The sequence below is a fragment of the Roseivirga sp. BDSF3-8 genome (assembly GCF_041449215.1).
Taxonomy (GTDB): domain Bacteria; phylum Bacteroidota; class Bacteroidia; order Cytophagales; family Cyclobacteriaceae; genus JBGNFV01.
This window is the reverse complement of record NZ_JBGNFV010000002.1, coordinates 38,226-60,912: the sequence shown is the minus strand read 5'-3', so window position 1 is coordinate 60,912 and position 22,687 is coordinate 38,226. Positions and strand designations below refer to the sequence as shown.

Genomic DNA, 22,687 nt, shown 5'->3' with positions numbered 1-22,687 from the left:
ATGAGGATAACCTCAAATATCGAGCGACAAATAAAGAGCCGGCAGAAAGTACCATTAACTAACCACTAAATAAATGAAAGGGAAAAGCATTGTAGAGGAAAAAGCCATACTATTCGCTTTGCAGATCATAGAGCTCTATAAGTTATGCAAAGCGCAGAAGGAGTATGTCCTGTCAAAGCAATTGCTACGTAGTGGCACCTCTATAGGCGCAAATATATCGGAAGCGCTGGCCGGTCAAAGCAGAAAAGACTTTCTGGCTAAAATGTCTATCTCATCTAAAGAAGCCCGTGAATCAAAATACTGGCTCTTTTTACTTCAGAAAAGTCAGCTTGTCACCTATGATTTTACGATTGAAATGGAAGCCTGCGATGAGCTCATCCGCCTGCTCACCTCTATCGTCAAGACCACACAGAGTGAATTGAAAAATGGAAAGAAGTTTTGAATTGAAAGTTTTGAATGGTGGGGAATGAGTTGGGGTACCGCAGCACCAACTAAATACTAACCAAGCACAAGGATGGGAAAGTTTTCAGTGTTGAGTTGTGAGTTTTGAGTTGAGGTACAGCAGCACCAACTAAACACTAAGCACTCATAACTAAAAACTAAATAAGTACAGTGACGGGAAAGTTTTGAGTGTTGAGTTATGAGTTTTGAGTCAGGGTATCGCACCATCAACTAAACACTAAGCACTTAAAACTAAAAACTAAATAAGTACAGAGATGGGAGAATTGAGAATGCCGGGTTACAAATTGACAGTTGGGACAAACCTCAAACAACTAAGCACTAAAAACTTAAATTTCACATGTTAAATAAAATACTCGCTGCATCCTTACAAAATCGCATAATGGTCTTGCTGGGGGCAGTACTGTTAAGTGTGGCAGGGCTTTATCTCGCGCGGGAGATGAACGTGGATGTATTTCCTGACCTCACCGCCCCTACCGTCACCATATTGACGGAAGCCCACGGCCTGGAGTCTGAGGAAGTGGAAAGACTAGTCACTTACCAACTCGAGACTGCCATGAACGGCTCGCCAAACGTACGGCGCATCCGTTCGTCCTCCGCAGCAGGTATTTCTATTGTGTGGGTGGAGTTTGAGTGGGGCACCGACATCTACCGGGCCCGGCAGATAGTAAGCGAGCGTATCCCGCTGGTGCAGGAAAACCTGCCCTCAGAGGTCAGCACCCCATCCTGGCCCCCATCTCCTCTATTATGGGGGAAGTCATGCTGCTGGGCCTCAGCTCTGATAGCCTGAGCCCTATGGAGCTACGAACCCTGGCCGACTGGACCATCAGACCAAGAGTAAAAGCCATAGGTGGTATTGCCAACGTAGTGGTCATTGGCGGTGAATACAAGCAATACCAGGTGCTGGCACATCCTGAAAAGCTGAGGTATCATAACATAAGCCTCGGCGAACTGCTGAAAAAGGTGCAGGCAGCTAATGTAAATGCTCCCGGCGGGTTCCTTAATCAATATGGCAATCAATACCTGGTAAAAGGAAGCGGCCGTGCTTACTCAATAGAGGAGCTTGGAGAGGCCGTCGTAAGGCAGACGGATGACGGCGTAGTCAAACTGCGTGAGGTGGCCCAGGTAAAGGTAGGCGCTGCGGATAAGATCGGCGACGGTTCACTGAATGCCTCCCCCGCCGTGATCCTCACCATATCCAAACAGCCTGATGTAAACACCCTGGACCTGACCGAACGGCTGGATGCCGCCCTCGCCGATTTGCAAAAGACCCTCCCCGGCAGGGTGCATATAGAAAGCCACATTTTCAGACAGGCAGACTTTATTGAAGCATCGATAGATAACCTGAACCAGACCCTGCTGGAAGGGGCTTTTTTCGTCATCATCGTGCTATTCATTTTCCTGATGAACTGGCGCACCACCCTTATCTCCCTTATTGCCATCCCCGTCTCACTGCTCGTATCCGTCATTGTCCTTAAGCTATTAGGCTACACCATCAACACCATGAGCCTGGGAGGCATGGCCATTGCCATAGGCGCCCTGGTGGATGATGCCATCATTGATGTGGAAAATGTATACAAGCGCCTGCGCGAAAACATACGTAAGCCAAAAGCCACACGGCAGCCGGTGCTCACCGTGGTGCGCGAGGCGAGTGTAGAGATACGCAGTTCCATCATCATCGCCACCCTCATCATCATTGTTTCATTTGTTCCCCTCTTCTTCCTGAGCGGCATGGAAGGCCGTCTGCTCAGGCCTCTTGGGGTGGCCTTTATTACCTCAGTACTTACCTCACTACTGGTGGCCGTGACCGTGACGCCGGTCTTATGCTCATACCTGCTCAAAAGCAGGAAGAAGTTAAGCCAAAAGGCCGGAGGCACCCGCGTAGAACGGTGGCTGCAAAAACATTATGGGCGGGTACTACATTATGTACTGCGTTTCCCAAAAACGGTCATTGGCCTCACCCTCATAGCATTCGGAGTCAGCCTGATCCTCTTTACCCAGCTAGGCCGGAGCTTCCTGCCCGAGTTTAATGAAGGCTCCCTGGTCATAAGTGCCGTAGGTATACCGGGCATGTCCATTGAAGAAAGTAATAAGGCCGGCAAGATGGTGGAGGAAATCCTCCTGGAAATGTCCGAAGTAGAGGTAGTGACCCGACGCACCGGCCGGGCTGAACTGGACGAGCATGCCCAGGGAGTAAATGCAGCCGAAATAGACGTGCCCTTTACCCTGGAAGACAAGACAAAAGAGCAGTTCTTTAAAGAGGTCCGGACCAAACTCAGCACTGTACCCGGCATCAATATTAGCCTGGGGCAGCCCATTGCCCACAGGATAGATCACATGCTGTCCGGTACGCGCGCTAACATAGCTATCAAAGTATTTGGTGATGACCTGCAAAAGCTTTTCGAGCTGGGAAAAAGCATAGAGAACACCATCACCCCCATCGAAGGCATAGCAGACGTAGCGGTAGACCAGCAAATAGAAGTGCCCCAGTTGCGCATCACTCCCAGGAGGCACATGCTTGCGGCCCATGGCATGACCGTGGGGGACCTCATGCACCAGGTAGATGTGGCATTTGCCGGGGAGAAAGCCGGGGAGATCTACGAGGGGCAGAAGTATTTCGACCTGATAGTCAGGTTCCGCCCTGAATCGCGCAATTCCATCCGCAACATAAGCCATGCACTTATCACCTTGCCAAACGGCAGCATGGCTCCACTCACCGAACTGGCCAACGTACAGTCCGTAAGCAGCCCCAACACCATAAGCCGTGAGAATGTGCAGCGCAAGATCGTGGTAGCCGCTAATGTACAGAACCGTGACCTTCGCGGCGTGGTCAATGAGATTCAGGAGGTAGTATCAGGCACTATCGACATGCCGGAAGGGTACCGGATAGAATATGGCGGGCAGTTTGAAAGCGAGGCGAAGGCTTCGCAAATGCTCCTGCTCACGGCCGTACTAGCCATACTACTCATTTACCTCCTGCTCTACCTTGAGTTTAGAGATGTCAGGCTTGCTTTCATCGTTCTGCTCAACCTTCCCCTCGCCCTTATCGGAGGCATCATGATCGTCTACTTCACATCCGGCATCATCAGTATTGCCGCCACTATAGGCTTCATCAGCCTGTTTGGTATCGCTACGCGAAATGGCATCCTGCTCGTTTCGCGCTATGAAGACCTGCGGAAAGAAGGACTTGCGGGAGGGCAGCTTATGCTCGCCGGTGCCAGAGACCGGCTCAATCCTATACTTATGACCGCCTTCACCACAGGGTTCGCCCTTATCCCACTGGCCCTGAAAGGCAGTGAACCGGGCAACGAGATACAGAGCCCTATGGCTGTCGTTATACTGGGAGGATTGCTCACCGCCACCTTCCTCAACCTCATAGTTATCCCTTGCGTCTATCAATTGATAATAGAAAAAAGGATCAGGGAATAGCCAGAGTCCTCCCCTGGCCCCATGCAGTCATTTTAACCCGTAAAAATCTGGCAATCATAACCATGAGCTAATCAGGAGCAACATCCGGGCCTGAAGGGCAAAAAAAATCCGGCAGCTGCCATTACGTTTGCCTTCTCTGTCCCATAAAGAGGACAGTAAACGCACAGATGAAATAGATGTGCCCAAATCACTAACGAAGGAATAAGATGACAGACCAGCCCGATACCCCTGAAAAGGGCCTTAGCCGGTATGCACGCGTAAAACACATACTGGACGACGCTGATAATGGTAGCGCGGCCCAATACAATGGCGCAGGAAAGTTCTGGCAACTGCCGCTGGAGGCATTCAAGCAGGTAGAAGTAGCCGGAGTACGCATGATCGCACCGGCAGAAGAAAACGCCATTACAGCAAATGCTCCTGCCCCTCATGACTATCAAAAACTGGTAACCGCGCGCCGCCGCCCGGCAGACCTGCGCCGAGACGTACGCAGTACAAGTGCCGGCAGCCCCACTGAGGGCAGTTGCTGTGGCTCCAAAAAAGCGGAGAACCCTGCCCCTGCCAAAAAGGAAAGCAGTTGCTGCGGCTCCACACCTGAGGCCGCTCCTGCCCCCGAATCACACCAGCCTGGCAGAGGAGATGCCTCAGGCCTGATACGTGGCCTGCGAGGGCAGTGGCCCTTTGACAATACCCACTACCCCCAACTGATGTGGGGTGGTAAAACTGTGGCTGAAAGCGACATACGTTTCATCAGCCAGTGGATAGACGATGGCTGCCCCGGGGATGACTATGCCGAAAGCAATAAGGGACAGGAGAACACCTCTGACACTTATAAACTAGCTACCGGGGCCGATTCCATAAAGGCCTCAAATGCGAACCTCAACGACTGGCAGAGCGGACAGGGCGGGCTGAAGATGCGGAAGAACGCCGAAAACCTCACGCCGGATGAGCTGGCGAACCTCCGCTATGCCTTCGGGGAGCTCATGAAGCTGAACGAATACCCGAACGATAAGCGTAGCTACCATAGCTGGGCACAGATACACGGGGACACCTGCCAGCACGGCTGGGAGCAGTTCCTTCCATGGCACCGCGCCTACCTTTATACCTTCGAGCAGGCCCTGCAGGATATCCACCCATCGGTAACCCTCCCCTACTGGGACTGGACCTACCCCGCCTATAATGAGGGGCGCGTGCAGCCGGATGAGAAATGCGGTACTATCCCCACCCCCTACCGGGGCATGATCAGCAAAAGCCTGATAAGCCAGATGGAAAGCCAAGGCATGCCTGCCGAGTACCTGGACAACCTGAAAAAGAACCAGGGCAAAGACTTTAACAGCAGCACCTCCCTTTATCGCGGTGCCGGACTTACCTACAGCCAGACAGATAAACCAGCCAATGAAACCGTATACGAGTGGCGAAATAAGCTAGACACAGCGCTGGTAGCCGAAAACCCTCTCTACCACAGACTTCGCTACCCGGCCCAGTTCTATAAAAGTGATGGCACCCAGGTAATGGATGACGAGCTGGCCCAATTTCACCACCACTACCCCCGTGCGGAGGACATCGAGCAGATCATGCAACTGGGAAGATGGCGCGACTTTGGCGGCGGGCACGTGGCCAACCAGAGTTTCGGCGTGCTGAGCATGAACCCGCACAATACCGGCCACATCTGGAGTGGAGGGGCTAACCCTGACACCTTCACCGGCTTTACGAATGAACCGGCAAACGGGGACATGTTCAACGACCTTTTTGCGGCCTACGACCCCATCTTCTGGGGCCACCACAGTAATGTAGACCGCATGTGGGCGCAGTGGCAGGAGCGCCATCCCGATGTAAACCCCAGCGACCTGAGCGACGTGATGGTACCCTTTTACTTTACCGTAAGAGACATGCTGGATTACCACAAGCTCGGCTATGACTACGTATCCGACGCGCACTTCTTCCAGACCTCCGGCATCCGCAACCTGCAGAAGATGAACAGCCAGCAGGTGGGCGTAAAATCAAGCGTGCTGAAAAAGCATCAGCGGGCAGAGGTGATGATCCACGGACTGGAGCGGCAGGTGGACAGCCTCTTCATTTATGTATTTCTAAACCACCCTGAGGCATCACCCGAGTCGGCATTAAAGGCTACCAACGGGCAGGCGCATAAGCACCTGGTGGGTTCCTTTGCCACCTTCGGCCACGGGCCCTGCATAGGAGGCGAAGGCCACTGCGACCCTCGCGGACTGCTGGCCAGGCGGCCTTTTGACTTCCGGGGCCGGGACCACAACTCCGTGTCTAACATACGACTGGATGCCACCGAAACGGTAAAGGAAATAGCGGCTGAAATGAACGGAGCAGCCGAAAAGGACATCAGCGTGCAGGTAGTAGCCATGACACCCGCCGGTGAATACTATGAGAAAGGAATCCACATGGATGGGGTAAGCCTCCGCTTCTTTGATTAAAAAATTCGATCACTATGAGTATGACAACATATAGCATACACCCATCCATAGGCGTAGCCCGTGTGGGTGACAGTACAGATTCTTTTTACCTGAGCCCTGACGGCGGGGGTGAGGTGCCCCTGGAATGCGACCCACAGGGCAATCCGACCGGTGAAAAAGTAAATACCTATAAAGACAGTCAGGGGCGCATACGGCGCCAGGCAGCACGCTTTCGGGTAATGGTTTACGATAACGATAACCCCCAAGGCAGGCCCTTAAAGATAGGAGATACCATACAGGGTATCGGCAGCAAAGGCAAACTGGTGGATATAGAATGGACAGCCTACCCGGCCAATAAGAAGGCCGCCTGGTACGAGTTTGCCCAACTGGAAGGTGAGCATGGCTATGCGCCGGATCATCCGCTGCGTAATGCCCACATCACCGACCCCGGCAAGCGCCAGGCACTCATCATTGACCCGGGGCCGCAAACCATAAATTGCACCGGCCAGCGTCGTGCTTCCTTTGCGAAAGGCGAAAACCCGCTCTACAGCCAGACCTTTCCCCCCGCACTGGAGCCCTATAGCATTGACACGCTGGGTGAAATGATGTCCAATGACAGCCAGGAGCTAATCTTCCTCGGTGGCTACGGACGCAGCGGCAGCCTCAAAAGCGGCTTCGGCGAGCCCTCCATATCCACCTACGCGAATAATGACGGCTGGTTTGACGACACCTCCGACGGTCCGGTGTATGCCAAGCTGAAGTACTACGATGAGCTGGACCAGCAATACCGCTACCTGCTGCTCGAAGACCCTGCCTGGGTCATTACGGGCTACCCGCGCTATGCACCTGAACTGATGGACATGATCACCTATGACGAGGTAGTGTATGACCTGATGATGCGCTACTTTGCTACGGACACGCATATTTATGGTACCGGTAACTGGAATAATCCGGAAACGCCTGAGACACCGGATGAACTATTCCGCTGGCGCAGGGAGATCAAATATTATAATCCTGACTACTACCCCCTCTTTTACAGGGACATATGGCCCATACTGGAACGACCCTTCAATATGCAGTATGTGACCACCTTTATCGGGCAGAGCTTCCAGCCCCATAACACCGGGCAGGGAGGTAACTTTGACCTGAGTATGATGGGCGACCCCTCGGATAAGGCAAAGCCGATGCGTGAGTACATCTATAATGTGCTGAGGCAGCCGGGCGAAGAGAATGAGTTTTACAATCGCTCAGCCCCTCCTTCTAACCGCGCCTTTAACCAGGCACTGATGCCCATGCTGGCCGGTGATAATCCCATCACCAACACCCTGCCCAGTAAGTTTCTGCGCATGACCAACTATCAGCTATTCATTCTGGCCCAGTGGGCAGAGGGCAAGTTCATTAATGACAAGGAAGAAGGGGTGACAAAGGAACCGGCCGCAGAAGACGCCGGCCGGAAACTGGACCGTGGTTCACTGGCAAATGTGCTCGGTGGTGCCTTTTGCCCCGGTGGTGAGGTGTGCTGGATCCTACGTAATCCGGCGATATACAAAGCTCCCTACCGCCTGAAAGCCTCGGACAACTTCGGCCCCAGTATGCAGAACAATAGTGTGGGCACCACCCCGGGGGTATCATATAATGAAACCAGTCTGCAACCTGCCCCTATGAACAAACTGAGCGATGGACTGGAGCCGGGCGACCTCACCAAGTACAGTGCCCTCCCCTGGCAGTCGGACTTTAACGAGTGCTCCAGCCAGTTGATCGACATCACATACGAGGACTGGAACCAGATATACCCCGGCAGCACAGGCGACAAGCTGCTGGAAGACATGAACCGCACCAACCCCACGCTGTGGTGGCCTGTGCACCGCCCCATGCAGGTAACGCTGCGCAAAACCAAGGCGGATGGGAAGGGCTACACCTACCCCGCCCCGATGAACTGGGCACTTGGTATTCCTCAAAACAAAGCAGGAGACCTGAAAATGGTCACCGAATGGAGCAAGCTTGGCTTTGTGGTGGCTAATACCGACAAAAATGGCCCTGGCTTCGTCGTTACGGATGAGGAGCCCTCTAACCTCACACAGTTTGCCGACCACAACCCGCTTACGGATACGGGCAAGGCCATGCGGCAGGCGGCACTATCCAATACACCTGATAAATCTAAAAAATAAGACCATGCTGAAATCATCTACTCATTTAAAAAAAGCGGCCCTGATGCTGCTGGGCCTGGCAGTATTTACTGCCTGTAATACGGGTACCGGCTCTACCGACACCCCCCTGGAACCGGGGCCGGAAGTATGGCCAGGTATGCCGGGCATAACGGTACCCACCTTTACCGCAGACATACCGCATGATGTAAACCCTGCCACACAGGAAGCCCTGAAAAATGCCGGGGAAATAGATTCGCTTAATGTCGTTTTCAACATCTATAGCTGGCAGGCATTTGCCGCCATAAACTGGCCTGTGGATGCCCAGGGAAACCCTCAGCCCTCTATAACCAGCGAAGGCCTGCCTGCATGGACTACCTGGAAGGAGTACTATGAAGTGTACCAGGAGAATGGGGAGGCACCGGAACCCTGGGGCAGCGCCCGTGACACGGACGGACTACCCGCCGAATTGCTCACCCTGCCACAGGCAGCCGCTGATAAAGGCAGAAATGTCCGAATAGCCCACCTCACGAGTGCCGTAGACCATCCCGGTAACGTAGCCAATGAAGAAACACAGGCTTTTACCGGCCCGGTGTGGGACCAGAATGGTAATGTGCTCTACTACGAAATCCTGATGAATGAGGAGGAATTTGACTATGTGGTAGACAATAAGCTCTACAATGTAAACGGGCAGGTAGAATGGATCAAAAACAATCCCGGTAAAAACCTGGACTTTACCGAAGGGGTATACGGCGGCGATACCGAAGGCGCCATCGAGGTAAAACTGGCCTGGAAGGTGATGATGCCGGAAGACATCAGCGAGCGGTACCTCACCATGGAGTCATGGGTTCATGATACCATCGGCAACGATGATAGATGGAAGCAAGTGACGCTGGGGCTGGTGGGCATGCACATAAGCCAGAAGACGGCGACTGCCAGCCAGTGGGTGTGGTCTACCTTTGAGCATATAGACCTGCTGGAAGAAAACTCCACCATCGTCAATGGTACAGAGCAAAATATCCACCCTATCCTTACTGACCCTACATGCGAGATATGCCCGGTGAATGTACTGATAAGCAGTGAAGCAGCTAAAAAAGCCTACGACACCACTTACTACCAGGAAAGTAGTGTACTGAAGACCCAGGCCAAGCGCATGATAGACATACCCCGACGGGTAGAGAAAGTAAACCGTGCCATGCAGGCCTACTTTGCCACACAGAACAGCCCCTGGCAGTATTTCCGCCTGGTGGACACCCAGTATCCGCTGGACCAGAGCGTACCACCTGCCGACCCGAATAACATCCCGGAAGGCGTACTGAATAAGCCGGGAGGCGATCCTAATATTGCTTTCCTCACGAACATGAGCATGGAAACCTTCTTCCAGAAAGGTAACCAGCAGGCACAGAACCTTACCGAAGGCGGTAGCAGTACCATCGTGATCTACGGCACGGAGAGCTGCATGGGCTGCCACTCAAGTGCAGGCATGTATAAGTCACTGGACATGAAAGAGACCACCGGTCAGCTATCTGCAGACTTTAGCTGGCTATTGCTTAAGGCACATCTGCTGGACAGCAAGGAGACAAATAAGTAAACAATGACTATGGTTCACACCCACTATAAGGTAGTGATAGCCGGAGGCGGCCCCGCAGGGGCTGCCCTGGCTATCCACTTATTGCAGGCAGGTATAGGGCCTGTCCTCATAGCTGAGGCGGAAGAGTACACCGCCCGGCGTGCGGGTGAGAGCATCCCCTCTGCAGCTACCCCCCTTCTGGCTAAGCTGGGAATACCGGTAGCGGATATGCTGACACACCATCACCCCTCACAGGGCATACAGGCCTGCTGGGGCAGTGACACACCGGCCCACAGAACATACACTACCCCCGGATGGCACCTCTCACGCCCCGCCTTCGACAGCCAACTTGCCCGGGCTGCCGGCAAACAAGGCGCTACCCTGCTGCAAAATACCCGCGTATTCGGTGCAAAAAGTGAAATGGGCGTATGGCAGTTATGCCTGCATGGAGAACACGCCCGTATATGCACTGCAGACTTTGTGGTAGATGCTACCGGCCGAAAGGCCTACCTGGCCGAGGCCCAGGGAGCTACGCGCCGCGTAGACCATCACCTGCTGGGCTACTATGCCTGGTTACCTGCAGATACACAGTCTCCGGTAACACTGATTGAAGCGGTGGAAAACGGATGGTGGTACATGGCTGCCCTGCCTGGCCAAAAAGCCGCCGTGGCCTTCATGACCCACCCGGAGACCGGCAGACGCCTGGAGGTACAAAAGCCAGAAGACTGGTACGATCTTCTGCTACAAACGACGACCATTAAAAAACATCTCCTCTCCCATTCACGCCCGGAAAAAATATCCGTGCATGCCGCTCACTCTCAAGAGCTCGATAAAAAAGCCGGCTTCAGCGACAGCCTGAACGGCTGGCTGGCTTGCGGTGATGCCGCCAGCGCCTATGACCCCCTCTCCGGCCAGGGCATCACAAAAGCGCTGGAAACAAGTGCCTGGGCATGCCATGCCATCCGTGACTACTTCAGCGGACGCTATGAAGGGCTGGAAACATATAACTATCTGCTAAAAGGCACCTACCGAAACTACCATACCCTGCGCAGGCAGTATTACCGCGAAGAAGGCCGCTGGCCTCATGCTGATTTCTGGCAGCAGGTGCACGAATACACACCCTCTATTTCCCACCTTACTCCCCTTACGCTATGAACTGTGATTGCAACCGGACTTCATCAGCCACCAAAAGCGGCTCAGCGCTGAATACACTTAGCTCCGTAGCCCTGGTCCTTTTCCCTAAATGCCCCATGTGCTGGGCAGCCTATGCCGGCATGATGGGCCTGGCCGGTATAGAAAACCTGCCCTATACTCCCTGGCTTATTTATGTGCTGGCGGCACTTTTCCTTACCTCATCAGCATGGCTTACCTACAGATACCTGCAGCGCGGCGCCCGCTTGTCACTTGGGGTGTATCTTGCAGGCATTGCCCTGCTGGCCTGCGGCTACTTCCTGTCTTTTACCGGACAGTGGTGGCTATGGGCAGGTGCTTGCCTCATGCTGCTACCTACCTTTCTGCAGAACTTAAAGCGCCCGCTGACTGGACATTGAGGTAAAAAGATCAGCCCCAAAGGCCAAATCAGCCTTTTTTCACCTATCTCATTTCCCACCCTTAAAATATTCCTCCCCAAAGCAGGTTACAATTCCCACCATTATTCAAATAATCATACATCGTCTTTACATTCTATTACCATGCTGGTAAATTAGCCTGGAAATATATACCTGTTTGCACGTGAGGGACATAAAAAACGATGCCCCTCCAGGCAGGCCGGTTATTTTCTTTAAAAAGAGCATGACCAGCTATTAGTACGTGTATATTCTAACATGAAAAACAATGATTATCTACGGTAGCAAAGCCACCCACCTTAAGTCTGCCCAATCCAACACAGCTACATGCGTCAGTTGTGGAACCAAGGGCTCAGTAAGCTATAGCGTATTTAGCAAGCATGCCCACATATTCTGGATACCCGTTTTTCCCATAGGGAGAGTAGGCGCCTCACAGTGCGGCCACTGCAAGCACACGGTTACTAATAAAGAGATGACCGGTGACAGCGTCAATGACTATAAGAACTTGAAGAACGAGACCAAAGTACCCTTCTGGAAATTCAGCGGGCTTTTCCTGATCGTGATGCTGGTGGCCTTTGGTGTATATGCCAGTGGTGAAAACGATAAAAAAAATGCCGAGTATATATCTAACCCTGCTGCAGGAGATGTATACGAATACAAGCTGGACGGTGACTACAGCACCATGAAGGTATCACGTGTAGCCGGTGACAGTGTGTACGTATTCATAAATGAGTACGTGACTAATAAGAAGACCGGTATTAACGAGATTGATAAACCACAGAACTACGTGGATTTCGAGGTCGCTTATTCAAAAGCTGAAATACAGCAGAAGTTTATCGAGAAGAACATCTACGATGTAAACCGGTAAGGTAAAAACTGTTCACTACTATTTGTTTGAAACTTCTCAGCCCGGGCCAATGGCCCGGGCTTTTTGTTTACGCTAAACCCTGGCAGCCTCGTACGCCCCCACGCACTCTTACAAGGATATAGTAGCGACAGGCTATTGAATAAAAGGTGGTGGGGTGTTTCCTACTGGTATATCCCCTGAATCATTTGAGCCGGGTATTATGCCCCATTGACTATAATTTGCCAGAGCATCATGTATCCACTATAGGATAGCTTAAACTAACCCCGTACAAGCCGTAAGACCACCTGTTCCCCTCCGCACCTTACCATACGAAAATACTGTATTACATGAAGCCTTTCCCCCTTGCGCTTCATAGAATAAGTTACTGCTTAAGCAGTGAAGTAAAATATAATTATATTTATTTTACTCTTGCTCTTTTTACTCAATACTTACTACACGTGAACGCTTACACCAAGCTGCTAAAACTAAGTTAACAGGCTGTAAAACAGCTTTATATTACATATAAAATGCTTTTTTAGGAACCACCAGGAAATGGCAGGTGGAGAAATGGATAGCACACACATGGCTATGGAGGAATCCCACAAGGAAATTATCAACAGACATGAAGACCTTATAGCTCAGCACGAATCACTGATAGCCAAGCATAATGAGCTTGAGGAAAAAACACGCAGCAGGAGAAATCTCCTCTGAAGAAATGAAAAGTGACCATGAATCCATGCAGGCAGAACATCAAAACATGAAGTCAGAGCATGATAACATGATGCAGGATCATGAAAAGATCAAAGCAGACCATGAGCAGATGAAGGCCGAGCACGAAGAAGCCATGGAAGAGGAAGAATAACCCTCTAATCCTAAGAAAACTGAAACCGCAGGTTGTCCTTACAGCTTGCGGTTTTTTTTATGTAAGACCGTATAGCCTTGGTTTGAATAAGCATGCACCACCCTCCGCTCCATAGTCGCACAAAATTGGTAAGGCTGTAGCCTGTAGCTGATATCAGGAAAAGACTGTCATCTGCCTATTTCTTCAACCAAACCCCTTTCCACTATCACACATATCTTATTAATTCCTTTAAGCATCAATACAACGGTCAATCATGCGACACTATTGCATAATAACTTGTTTCGGCCAACCTCTGTTTCTCTTACAGGTTCTATCACCCTCTTTAGGAGCCCCTCAGCACAGAAGATAATTAAAATCAACACCATACTTGCAACAAAGTCGCATCTACATTACATTCACATTCTGTTAGCGCAAAGGCCTCATACGGCGGACGATATACAGGACGTTACGAACAAAATACAACGGTGATTATGAGTAAAAAAGGCATTACCTATACATTAGATAAGATCGGCATGTGTACATCTGTGATCTGCATGGTTCATTGCTTGTTTTTTCTATTTGGCTTCGATGCCGTACAACGAATGGTGGACAGTGAATGGATCGAATGGACCATAATTGCCTTTGCCCTTTTGGTAGGCGTATTCTCAGTGCTAAGCGGATTTATATCTCACAGGCAGCATTTTATACCGGTGCTTTTCGTAGCAGGCTTCTTACTGTTAATCAATGCCAGTCTGTGGTAAATACCTGGGTCTCCGTTGGTCTGTCTGTTGCAGGCTCGCTGGTGATAGGGTATGCCCATGTGCAGAACCTCCGGTGGAAACGCCGTACTTCATTTGAAGGGTAAAAGACCCGAACCATATCATCGCTACGAAATAACGTAACAGAAATGTCTATGCTTTTGACGCATAAGCAGATTTATTATACATATCCCTAAAGCATAAGGTAATGGCAGACAGTGAAATTTTTGACGTAATTATAATAGGTGGCAGCTATGCAGGGCTTTCTGCAGCCATGACCTTGGGGAGGGCTTTAAGGAATGTGCTGATCATAGACAGTGGAGCACCCTGTAACCGGCAAACGCCACATTCGCACAATTTCATCACCCAGGATGGGGAGACTCCGGCGGCCATAGCCAAAAATGCCAAAGCACAGGTTTTAGCCTATGACACCGTAACGTTTCATCAAGACATTGCCGTAAGTGGTGAAAAGACATCCCATGGATTTCTGATCAGGACAGATAGCGGAAAAGCATTTACAGCCAGGAAACTCATTTTCGCCACAGGGATAAAAGATATAATGCCTGAAATGAATGGGTTTGCCGAGTGCTGGGGCATATCCATTCTACATTGCCCCTACTGCCACGGATACGAAGTTAAGAATGAAATAACAGGCATATTAGCTAATGGAGATACTGCTTATCATTATGCCAGGCTTATCATTAATTGGACAAAGCACCTGACCCTCTTCACAAATGGCCGTTCAACCCTGACGCAGGAGCAAACTGATAAACTAGCAGCAAACCATATTCAAATCATTGAAAATGACATCGCTGAATTAACTCATGAAAGTGGCTATTTAAAAGAGATTGTTTTTAACGATAAGACTAGATTCAGGTTAAAGGCACTCTATTCCCGGCCTGCTATTGAGCAACATTGTCCTATCCCCGGGCAGCTTGGTTGTGAACTGAATGAGCAGGGCTTACTACAAGTAGATATGTTTCAAAAAACAACGGTGGAAGGAATATATGCTTGCGGCGATAACGCAAGTCCGTTAAGGGCGGTTTCTCATGCGGTTGCGACAGGCAATATTGCCGGCGGCATGCTCAACAATGCCATGACTGAAGAAGCATTTTAAAAAAGCTTACGCCACAGGCTTTTTTAATTGCTTTACTTATGCCAACCGGTCAGTCATGGCCACCAGCACACTCACAAGGACCACCAAAAGCATCAGGTTATTAAACTTTATGGCCGTGTCTGTACCCTTCAGGTATCGGGCGGCAGCGCTCAGGCTGAACAACAAGCAGACAGGTATGGCAAATGCATGAAACTTCAGGTAAGCCCACTGCCAGCCTGCCTCACCGGTATCCAAATGATGCACTTGGTTATACGTAGATGTATCCTGGAAAAAAGCATAGATATCCCACACCAGGAAAAGTAAACCTATCATAGCCAAACACATCAACAGGGCATTTATTACCAGAATAGCTTTTATGTACAAATTACTTATTGGATTGATAGCCGAATACATGGATTCTCTGAAATGAGAATCACTCGAACCTAAAGCTATAATCTAAAAAAACTTCCGGCAAGATTCGAAATTAGCAGACAAGCCTGCCATATTTGAAGCTTCAATAAAACACAGGTAACCTCTTTTACTTACTTATCATGCTTGTCGGGAATGTCGGAGATACGGAAGAATATGATTACAGCACCATTTACGAAACGATAAAACGCTACTACCCTCCTGCAGAAAAAGGGCTGACGGCGGGAGACCTGCTCAAAACCAAGGAGTATGAACGATATAACCGTTTACTAAGAAGCAACTTTCAGGACAAGGTCTATTACAAAGAAAAATGGAAAGCCTTTAAAGCCTACCTTAAGGGAGGGCTTGACAAACCCGTCCGTGAGACAACGGCCGTCCTCTACCCATGCTATAGCGGAGCCATCACGATAGAAAAAAAGACCTCCGGCAACCTGACCTATATTAAAGAGCTTCACTTTTTTATTAGTCTGCTCGGCCCTTACTATTCACTCATCGGGCTGGACCGGCTTGAAGTGACCCTCCCCGACCTGTTACGCACGGCAGAGCAGGAGCTCAGAGAGCGTAACCGGCTCTATCACTCACGTGTGGCCCTGACCATTTCGCCCTGTTATGAGTATGAACGCCCTATGAAAGCCCTCGCACGGCTGATTGGTGCTCAATTTCCGGAATACCGGCAGGTACCCTTCGCTCTGGCAAGCAGGGAATGGACGCATACAGCCCTTTATACACCTGATAGCCATTCTGCCACCCTCATCTTCCACGCCTTATTCGGCAGGCATTTCCCATTAACGGAAAAGGTAAGAGGAGACGAAACAGCAGGGTGTGAGGACTGGCGCAAAGAATCCTGACACCCACAGGGCAGTTTCTTCCGCACAATTTAAATCATTAATAACACTCAGGTTTTCAGATAGTTAATAAGACATAAATGATTGTGTAAATAAAAGAAGACTATCCATGCATCACTTTGAAAAATACAAACAGGAAGCAGACCAATTTATCATAACCTTATCTGAAGAACTTAACCACCGTAACCAGCCGGAGCAGACGCTGAGGATTCTGAAAGCCGTATTGCATACCGTACGGGACCGGATCACAATATCCGAATCCTTTGACCTGATGGCCCAGCTACCTATGCTGCTGAAAGGCCTCTATGTACACCAGTGGAAGTACGCTGAAAAGACCGACGAGTTCCGTACCATGGAAGATTTTGTGGAACGGGTAAAAGAACGGCAGAGGCTATTCGGGGAGAAGGACTTTGACTGGGATGAACCCAGCCGTGAAATCGTACTTACGGTATTGAAAACGCTTTATATCACCTACCTGAGTACGGGACAACTGGACCATATAATAGACCAGTTACCTAAGGATGTGAAGGAGACGGTATTTGCAGAACTGGAAGGCTGATATAGCATGGCTTTCCATTACCTGATGAACCAGGTCCCGGCATAACCGGGACCTTCTTTTTTATAAAAACAGGGCACTCAACCGATTTTTAAGGGAGATTTTTAAAACCAATGGGGCTTTCAGGGGCTTTAATGCATGTGCATAGCATAAATCCCGTATGAAAGAAGCCTCAACATTGAAGACGGAAGGGGAAAGATTGCGCCAGTTAGCCAGTTACAACATACTTGATACCCTTCCGGAAAAAGATTACGACGACCTTACCATGATTGCCTCTGAAATATGTGGCACCGAAATATCCCTGATATCATTGGTGGATAGTGAGCGACAGTGGTTCAAATCCAGCCATGGTTACCATGATGCTGCAGAAACTCCCCGCGAACATTCCTTTTGCTCACACGCCATTAACCAACCGGACGATCTGCTGATCGTATCGGATGCCCGCGAAGACAAGCGGTTTAAGAATAACCCAATGGTTACGAAAGATCCGCACTTTGTATTCTATGCCGGTGCACCGCTGGTGAATAAGGAAGGCTATGCCCTTGGCAGCTTATGCGTAATGGATAAAAAGCCCCGGCAGCTTACGCAGCAACAGGCTAAATCACTAAAGGCGCTATCAAACCAGGTTATGAACCTGATAGAACTGAGACGTTCCCGCCTTACCCTCGAAGGTACCCTGAGGCAGATGGAGAAGCGAACCACGGAACTGGAAGAGTTTGCCTATGTAGCTGCCCATGACATGAAGTCCCCTTTGCAAAATATCCACAGCCTGGCCGAGATATTAATAATGGGCCACGCTGATGAGCTGGATAAGGAAGCGGAAAAAATAGTCAAAATGATCATGAAAAGCTCCCGCAGGCTGGGCGACATGATACAAAGCCTGCTGGAGTATCGCCGGTCTGATAAGGTGCTGGAAGAACCTCCCTCTCTAGTAGACCCCCGTGAATTATTACAGGAAATTAAGGAGATACTGGTCATTCCTGACCAGGTAGAATTAGTACTGAAAACAAACCTCAGGGAACTGAGGCTAAACCATACCGCCCTTACCCAAATACTGGTAAATCTGATCACCAATGCCATCAAATATAATGACACTGATGACATAAAGATAGAGTTGGGCATGGATGAGGATCAGAAAGGCTATCACTTTTATGTGAAGGACAATGGCCCGGGCATACCGGAAGATAAGCAAAGCAAGATCTTCGAACTGTTTACCGTAGCCGCAAATAAAGACCGCGACGGTATTCGCGGCAGTGGGATAGGACTGGCGATAGTGAAGAAGCTGGTAGAAGCTCAGGGCGGCAAAATATGGCTGCAATCCACCGAGGGACATGGGACTACTTTTTTCTTCACCCTGTCACGACGCGATTACAGCCACATAGAAATGCTGGAAGAGCATGTTTTATAGTTTGGGCAGCACGGCCTAGTTACCATACCGGTCAAATACCTGCCGCCCACGGTACCAGAGTGCCTCTACCTTGATCTTATTAAGCTCCATGGGGTCTACCTCCATCGGGTGCTTCTCAAGTAGCATCATGTCCGCATTATAGCCCGGCAGCAGGCAGCCGGTATATTTATCCGAATGGTTCAGGTAAGTCGGTGTGCCGCAGTAGCTGTCAAAGGCGTGGTGTACCGACATCTTCTCCCGGGGCTGCCACCCACCGGCAGGCTGGCCGTTATTATCCGTACGGTTTACTGCAGAATAAATATGCTCTGCCGGGTTCAGTGGGCCTATAGGGGCATCTGAGCTACTGGTAAAGACCACCTCATTATCTATCAGACTCTGCCCTACACCTACCATCGGCTCACGTTCTTTACCCACCCATTTACTATAGGAAGACCAGTCATCCTGCAGAAAACCCGGCTGTGTCTCCACCGGAATCTTATAGCGGGCCAGTGTCTTCATCAGGTCTGTCCGGGTGGTTTGCATATGGATGATGCGGTGCCTCATCGGGTTACACTGCCTGCCATTTGCATTGATAATGGCAATGGCCGCCGCTTCCACGGCCCGGTCCCCTATGCAGTGCATGGCCACCTGCATACGGTTTTCCTCGGCCAGTTTCAGCATCTCTGTCAACTCCTTCTCATCGTAGATCAGGTTGCCGCAGCCTCCCACATCCTCATATGGCAGGCTAAGTGCGGCAGTGTGCAGCCGGTAGGTGCCATCCACAAAGATCTTAAAAGCCCCCACACGCACATTGCCCTCACCCTGACCGGTCCGGTGCTTATTATTTTTCAGGAAGTTTTCCATGTCCTTCTTCCAGTACACATAGTGATGCAGGTAGGCACCAAAGGGTAATCCCACCTCCTGGTCCAGTTCCGTATAGGCCTGCCACACCTTATCATAACTCCCCACATAGTTCAGATCGTCAGAATCAACATGGGTGATGCCGTACTCTGCGAGGTAGGGAAATACATCCTTCAGGGCCGTCTTAGCGTCTGCGCATGTTTTATTCCGGAAGTTCATTTTGATGAAATGCACAGCCGTGTCCATAAAGCGGCCAGTCCAGTTCCCTTCCTCATCCTTTTCTATAAAGGCGTCATGTTCCTTTTCCAGGTCTTTATTTTTTTGCACCTCTTTAATGGCTATACTGTTCAGCAGGCATTCATGCCCGTCCTGATGCAGCAAAAAGATGGGCATATCTATCGGCAGCGAATCCAGGTCACTTGCCCGTAGATTAGCCTGCCGGTCCAGGAACTGATCATCCGTAAGGCCCCGCCCCACGATCCACCCATTATGCGAAAGCGAAGATTTCTCCTTATCGTCACACAATTCCTCCTGCAGATGCTTCCAGGTATTCACATGCCGCAGGTCGCGCTCCCTTTTCATCAGCGAAAAGCGGAGCAGATGGATATGAGAGTCTTTATAACTGGGGACCAGGGTACGGTTCTGCGCATCGAATGATTTCACTTTACCCGTGCGGTAGCCACTCTCCTCCACCGCCACAATCTTGTGGTCTTTTACCCTCACCTGGAAGTGTTTATTATTTGTAGGGTAAAATGGTCTGTATAACTGGCAGTTCTGAATAAGAAATTCGGACATATAGTGGGTTTATTTAGTCAGGCACTCCCATTACTACCAATACGGTAGCAGGATGTTTGATACTGCCTGTGGAGTTAGAAAAAGCGAAGTATCGCATGTATTGCCGGCAAGTAATGCCTGTAAAAATCAACAACTAATTGACTAACAACAACATCCGAAAAGCGATGTGGATAACTATGGACGTACTTTACTGATAAAGAAAGCTTTAGGATTATTTTTAGACTTTTCTTTAATTGGCTTCCAAATTTATTCATTCACTCTTATTCAGAACCAAATGAACGATCAAAAACCACCTAAGACCTGGCTGGTAGAGTCTATCCTCGTTACCATATTTTGCTGTCTTCCTCTTGGCATTGTAGGAATTATCAATGCATCTAAAGTAGAAGGACGCTTTCATAGTGGTGACATTCAGGGGGCTATGCATGCTTCTAAGGAAGCCGGCAAGTGGACCAAGATCGGAGCTATCATCGGTATTGCCGGTGTGGTAATCTACATCCTTATGATGGCACTGGGTATTGGCGGAGCTATGCTTGACAGTGGACAGTTCTAAGATCTTAAAATGGGGGATAGTGCTTGTGGTACTTATCGGATTGGGTGTGGTATATAAAACATTCAACCCCGAGGTAGCCGGTATTTTCCCCCGTTGTCCTTTTAATAAGTATACCGGACTGCAATGTCCCGGTTGCGGCTCACAGCGAGCCGTCCATCACCTCCTTAATCTTGATGTGGCCTCAGCATTTCGTATGAATGCCCTGCTGGTCATCTTCCTTCCTTATATACTTCTTGGCATGGCCTATGACATGCTCTCCAAGCCTGGCCCCCGGGTACTCCGCTGGCGAAATATCCTATTTGGCCAAAAAGCCATCCTCATCATCCTCGTCATTATCACGATATACACAATAGGCAGAAATATTTTCCCTGCCTGACCCCATCAGTACTTCATCAAAAAAACTCATAATCAGGCCTTTATACCTGCAGCATTGATCAAAAATACCATTATACAGTGGCTGTATGGAGTATAGCACGGAAACCTGAAAAAAAGTCAATGGCTCGGCTACTACTGGGACTATGACTTCACTTACCTGCTGGAAAAGACCTGATCTCTATACTAAACCAATCATACTGGCCTGAACATCCCAATCCGCCACTTATGTAAAATATATAAGATAAAATGGGCTATATAGCTTAGTTCCAATGACTTCCTTCTTTTTTAACTATTTAGATAAATTCTTTAAAAAAAAGAAGCTATATTCATACCTTCAACTGGCTGGAATGAGAATTGATAAGGTACTTTCAAACACATACAGCCCAACATATGGAGGTCAAGTCAACTATTTTTGCTTTCGCACTAAATACGGACTTTAGCTATATATCCGACTATTATCTGCACATCTTTTTCTGCTTATTGGCTACCTTTGTGCTGGCAGGCGTATTTGCATACGTACGTAAAAGTGTAAAGGCAAACCTGAATATTGCCACTAAGATGGAGGAAAAAAACCGGCAACTTTTTGATTCGCCGAAAGATTTCCCCGCAAACAAAGAGCCTAATTAAGTGAGAAAGAGACCAGGAGAACGCAGAAAATCAGGCATCAGGGGATCACTGGTAACAGTGGGCCTGGGCATGCTGCTCATCATCCTTCTTGGTTATTACTTGCTAAAAAAGGTAAGCCTGTTCCAACAGCCCGAGCAGGATAATACAGAACAGGCAGCCCCTGCCACTGACTCTTAGCCATAAGCGTACGTTCGGGGATTACCACCTGCCACCAGCTCATTTCCCTTATGACAAGACATCCTTAAGCCACAGGACACAAAAAAAGGTGCCAGACGCTGTCTGACACCCTGAACCTAAATAAACATGAAAAATGATTACTCATTTTCTTTATATACGTTCATTACGCCCGGTTGTTGCCTTTAGATGAAATTTTTTTGACTACTTCACAGGTTTTTTTTAAGAAAGTAAAGCCCCAAACTTAATCAGTTCTTCTTTACAGTATTTCTGCCACGAGTCACGATCAATCGATAATATACTGACACACGTACTCAGCATACAGGAAGAGGCACTCCCCCATCTTACGATTACTCTTTAACTCTATTATTCCATCATTCACTCAATCAAAATTCATCCATTCAAAGAAGCACTAACCACTCGGTCAGCACCCCGTCTCCCTATCCAACTCATAACTAAAAACTCACCACTCAAAACGCTATTATTCAATTACTCATCAATTCACTCCTTCTCTCATTCAACACTCACAACTCAATTCCTCTGTTACTCAACAATTCTATTATCCAAGCTCCTTGTGTATTAAAATTATTTCAACCCTTCTTTCATAATTTAACAAAATGCTTTCTTTCGCGTAATAACCACGCATATTGGTTCATGTGGCACGGCATTCTGATCAGATTGTCCGGGCGTAACTACAAAGTAGTAACCTCCATTGCCACTCATAGGGCTATCCTATTGATAGCCTTATTTAATCATTTCACTTCTTCCTATTCTTTCTCGTCTGAAATTCGCCTCTCCCTCCTTTATTTTCTTATACAAAATTACATATGTCGTTTATCTGTTTCTGTCCACCAGTTTCATCACAGATTTTGCTTACTGCATAATTTTACTTTAAGGCGACTGCCATAGTATTATTCCATTTCGATAAACGATGGGTATAGTTTAACAAAAATCTACTT

General features: G+C 49.2%; 19 protein-coding genes and 1 pseudogene. 18 read left to right on the top strand and 2 right to left on the bottom strand.

The genetic code is table 11. From position 1 onward, the window contains the following. Window positions 1-73 precede the first annotated feature (73 nt). From AB9P05_RS23935 to AB9P05_RS23885, 11 genes and pseudogenes are all read left to right on the top strand, one after another. Window positions 74-442 (top strand): four helix bundle protein, encoded by a 369-nt coding sequence (locus AB9P05_RS23935; protein ID WP_371911430.1) that lies wholly within the window; start codon window positions 74-76, stop codon window positions 440-442. A 357-nt stretch (window positions 443-799) separates the two neighbouring features. Further along, window positions 800-3,888 (top strand): annotated as a pseudogene (locus AB9P05_RS23930) (efflux RND transporter permease subunit). A gap of 206 nt (window positions 3,889-4,094) precedes the next feature. After that, a complete protein-coding gene (locus AB9P05_RS23925; protein ID WP_371911429.1) occupies window positions 4,095-6,329 on the top strand; it encodes a tyrosinase family protein in 2,235 nt (744 codons plus the stop codon). 14 nt (window positions 6,330-6,343) lie between these two features. Continuing rightward, the gene (locus AB9P05_RS23920; protein WP_371911428.1) at window positions 6,344-8,476 is read left to right on the top strand and encodes a LodA/GoxA family CTQ-dependent oxidase; all 2,133 of its coding nucleotides are present in this window, start codon (window positions 6,344-6,346) and stop codon (window positions 8,474-8,476) included. Between the two features lie 4 nt (window positions 8,477-8,480). Next, on the top strand, window positions 8,481-10,043 hold the full coding sequence (locus tag AB9P05_RS23915) for a hypothetical protein (protein WP_371911427.1): 1,563 nt from the start codon (window positions 8,481-8,483) through the stop codon (window positions 10,041-10,043). A gap of 3 nt (window positions 10,044-10,046) precedes the next feature. Beyond that, window positions 10,047-11,177 (top strand): FAD-dependent monooxygenase, encoded by a 1,131-nt coding sequence (locus tag AB9P05_RS23910; protein WP_371911426.1) that lies wholly within the window; start codon window positions 10,047-10,049, stop codon window positions 11,175-11,177. Then, window positions 11,174-11,572, top strand: a complete 399-nt coding sequence (locus tag AB9P05_RS23905; RefSeq protein ID WP_371911425.1) for a hypothetical protein — start codon at window positions 11,174-11,176, stop codon at window positions 11,570-11,572. The genes AB9P05_RS23910 and AB9P05_RS23905 overlap by 4 nt, the downstream gene beginning before the upstream one ends. Before the next feature lie 283 nt (window positions 11,573-11,855). Next, window positions 11,856-12,455: a hypothetical protein gene (locus tag AB9P05_RS23900; protein WP_371911424.1), complete on the top strand. Its 600-nt coding sequence runs from the start codon at window positions 11,856-11,858 to the stop codon at window positions 12,453-12,455. 646 nt (window positions 12,456-13,101) lie between these two features. Continuing rightward, window positions 13,102-13,296 carry a hypothetical protein gene (locus tag AB9P05_RS23895; RefSeq protein ID WP_371911423.1) on the top strand — a complete coding sequence of 65 codons (195 nt, stop codon included), beginning with the start codon at window positions 13,102-13,104 and terminating at the stop codon, window positions 13,294-13,296. Window positions 13,297-13,766: 470 nt separating this feature from the next. Then, entirely contained in the window at window positions 13,767-14,036 is a 270-nt protein-coding gene (locus AB9P05_RS23890) for a MerC domain-containing protein (protein WP_371911422.1), read from the top strand. A 205-nt stretch (window positions 14,037-14,241) separates the two neighbouring features. Next, window positions 14,242-15,150 carry an NAD(P)/FAD-dependent oxidoreductase gene (locus AB9P05_RS23885; RefSeq protein WP_371911421.1) on the top strand — a complete coding sequence of 303 codons (909 nt, stop codon included), beginning with the start codon at window positions 14,242-14,244 and terminating at the stop codon, window positions 15,148-15,150. 36 nt (window positions 15,151-15,186) lie between these two features. Here AB9P05_RS23885 and AB9P05_RS23880 read toward each other — a convergent pair whose 3' ends face one another. Continuing rightward, entirely contained in the window at window positions 15,187-15,462 is a 276-nt protein-coding gene (locus AB9P05_RS23880) for a hypothetical protein (protein WP_371911420.1), read from the bottom strand. A gap of 218 nt (window positions 15,463-15,680) precedes the next feature. On the opposite strand from AB9P05_RS23880, the gene AB9P05_RS23875 reads away from it, so the two are divergent. The 3 genes from AB9P05_RS23875 (at window position 15,681) to AB9P05_RS23865 (ending at window position 18,367) form a co-directional block, all read left to right on the top strand. Continuing rightward, complete coding sequence (locus AB9P05_RS23875; protein WP_371911419.1) at window positions 15,681-16,406, top strand: hypothetical protein; 726 nt, start codon at window positions 15,681-15,683, stop codon at window positions 16,404-16,406. Between the two features lie 106 nt (window positions 16,407-16,512). Continuing rightward, on the top strand, window positions 16,513-16,962 hold the full coding sequence (locus AB9P05_RS23870) for a DUF2267 domain-containing protein (protein WP_371911418.1): 450 nt from the start codon (window positions 16,513-16,515) through the stop codon (window positions 16,960-16,962). A 157-nt stretch (window positions 16,963-17,119) separates the two neighbouring features. Continuing rightward, complete coding sequence (locus AB9P05_RS23865) at window positions 17,120-18,367, top strand: ATP-binding protein (protein WP_371911417.1); 1,248 nt, start codon at window positions 17,120-17,122, stop codon at window positions 18,365-18,367. Between the two features lie 15 nt (window positions 18,368-18,382). Here the strand turns inward: AB9P05_RS23865 and AB9P05_RS23860 are convergent, their stop codons facing one another. Then, the gene (locus tag AB9P05_RS23860) at window positions 18,383-20,002 is read right to left on the bottom strand and encodes an amidohydrolase (protein WP_371911416.1); all 1,620 of its coding nucleotides are present in this window, start codon (window positions 20,000-20,002) and stop codon (window positions 18,383-18,385) included. A 274-nt stretch (window positions 20,003-20,276) separates the two neighbouring features. Here AB9P05_RS23860 and AB9P05_RS23855 point away from each other — a divergent pair, with 274 nt between their 5' ends. The 4 genes from AB9P05_RS23855 to AB9P05_RS23840 all read left to right on the top strand — a co-directional run bounded on the left by AB9P05_RS23855 (window position 20,277) and on the right by AB9P05_RS23840 (window position 21,731). Then, complete coding sequence (locus AB9P05_RS23855; RefSeq protein WP_371911415.1) at window positions 20,277-20,552, top strand: CD225/dispanin family protein; 276 nt, start codon at window positions 20,277-20,279, stop codon at window positions 20,550-20,552. Between the two features lie 19 nt (window positions 20,553-20,571). Further along, a complete protein-coding gene (locus tag AB9P05_RS23850; protein ID WP_371911414.1) occupies window positions 20,572-20,928 on the top strand; it encodes a DUF2752 domain-containing protein in 357 nt (118 codons plus the stop codon). A gap of 389 nt (window positions 20,929-21,317) precedes the next feature. Next, window positions 21,318-21,554, top strand: coding sequence for a hypothetical protein (locus AB9P05_RS23845; RefSeq protein ID WP_371911413.1), 237 nt, complete (start codon window positions 21,318-21,320; stop codon window positions 21,552-21,554). Beyond that, a complete protein-coding gene (locus AB9P05_RS23840; protein ID WP_371911412.1) occupies window positions 21,555-21,731 on the top strand; it encodes a hypothetical protein in 177 nt (58 codons plus the stop codon). The last annotated feature ends 956 nt before the right edge of the window (window positions 21,732-22,687 follow it).